3 protein-coding genes are annotated in these 1743 nt (G+C 43.9%); 1 reads left to right on the top strand and 2 read right to left on the bottom strand.

Annotated features, from left to right (window positions below):
• Window positions 1-650: CBS domain-containing protein (locus AB4653_RS01620; RefSeq protein WP_372103158.1), on the top strand; the 650-nt coding region annotated here is incomplete at its 5' end.
• 351 nt (window positions 651-1001) lie between these two features.
• Here the strand turns inward: AB4653_RS01620 and AB4653_RS01615 are convergent.
• Complete coding sequence (locus tag AB4653_RS01615; protein ID WP_102250470.1) at window positions 1002-1571, bottom strand: YceI family protein; 570 nt, start codon at window positions 1569-1571, stop codon at window positions 1002-1004.
• A partial coding sequence (locus tag AB4653_RS01610) for a cytochrome b (RefSeq protein ID WP_372103161.1) occupies window positions 1568-1743 on the bottom strand: 176 nt, incomplete at its 5' end. The genes AB4653_RS01615 and AB4653_RS01610, both read right to left, overlap by 4 nt.

The following is a 1743-nucleotide window of genomic DNA, read 5'->3' as shown; positions in this document are numbered from 1 at the left end:
GTGCGGTATTGGTCGGCTTAGCCAATTGGAGTATCTACCGTCGCCCGCAGCTTAAAGCGGCAAAAATTACAGCAATAACTCAAACAACAGAAATTACGTCAGTTAAGGAAACCACTATGAACACTACAACTACTATCAAGCAAATCATGAACACTCAACCAATTACACTGAGCGTAGAAATGCCTACTTCAGTGGCGATTGATTCACTTTTAGATGCTCAACTTGTTAGCGCTCCTGTTTGCGATGTTGAAGGCCGCCTAGTAGGTATCCTCTCTGTTCACGACGTAATGGTTGACCTTTGGTGCCAAGACTACATTCCGACTAAAGGTCAGAAAGTGGTAGACCTAATGAGCCGTGACGTAGTGGCTATTGATGCAAACGACAAACTGGTCGATGTTGCTGAGTTCCTATGTATCGATAAAGAACAACTGTACCCGACAACAAGCATGGGCTATGCCACTCGCCTGACCTCTCTTTCTTTAGAAGAGCGTGCAAAAGCGATGAAAGTAAGCCAACCACATATGCTTCCAGTGCTAGAAAATGGCGTAATGGTCGGTGTGATGACTCGTACTGAAGTTATGCAAGCACTACGTCCAATCTATGGCGACCGCCTAAACGTGGTTCCAAAGGCTGAACTAGAAACGGCTTAACTAGCGACTGTTTACAAAGCAAGCGTTTCATTAGAAACAAAGTAACGAATCGTAGGCTGAACTATTAGGGATTAGTCGTTCAGCTAGATAACTCAGTCATTGCAACGTTGACTGGCAGAGGTAAATGGTGGCTTAAGACGCAGTAAAAGGTTTGACACAAAACAGACCTAAACGCGTGGCCATTTACCTCAATAAAAAAGGCGCAAAGTGAAAACTTTGCGCCTTTCTCTATATTCTAGCTGCTTTGCTACTTTCCATATGACTAAATAACCGGCTAACAGCCGACCTATCTCGTATCGACTAGGATTTTGATCTTTCTAAATATGTTGATAGCGATTATTGATAGCTAGATTACTTCTTTACACCTTCAACATGCAGATCCATGTCGACATAGCTTGAAGCGCCCATTACTGGGATATTGAAGTCAGCAAGCTCTAGACGAGTTGTACCAACAAAACCAGCACGCTCACCGCCCCATGGGTCTTGACCAGCACCGATGAATTCAGCTTCGATAACGATAGGCTTGGTTACACCGTGAAGTTTAAGGTCACCCATAACTTCAAGTTTGCCGTCGCCTTTATCAACCACTTTTGTGCTGTTGAATGTCGCATCAGAAAACTTACCAGCATTGATGAAATCACCACTACGGATGTGCTTATCACGCTCTGCGTGGTTTGAGTCAAGGCTAGTTGTATCAACCGTTACGCTGATTTTAGACGCTTCAACGTTGCTCTCATCAAATGAGAAGTCACCTGAGAATGTGTTAAAACGACCTTGGATAAAGCTGTAACCTAGGTGGCTAACTTTGAAGTTAACTGAAGCATGCGCACCTTTTGTATCAATCACGTAATCAGCGGCGTTCGCAGCGAAAGGCATTGCCATAGCAAATGCTAATCCTGTAGCGATAATTGACTTTTTCATTTTGAAGCTCCTATCATTTTTCGTAGCGTATCGTCTTTGTCGATAACGTGGTGTTTTATCGCCGCTAAGGCGTGCACTGATGCCATAATGATCAGTACCCATGCAGCATAGTAGTGAACCGTTCCTGCGAGATCAGATTGGTTTGCAAATAGTTCACCCATACTTGGTACAG

It is taken from the genome of Vibrio sp. 10N.222.48.A3, from assembly GCF_041475345.1.
In the GTDB taxonomy this organism is placed as follows: domain Bacteria; phylum Pseudomonadota; class Gammaproteobacteria; order Enterobacterales; family Vibrionaceae; genus Vibrio; species Vibrio tasmaniensis_A.
The sequence above is the reverse complement of the archived record's forward strand: the minus strand, read 5'-3'. Positions and strand labels throughout refer to the sequence as shown.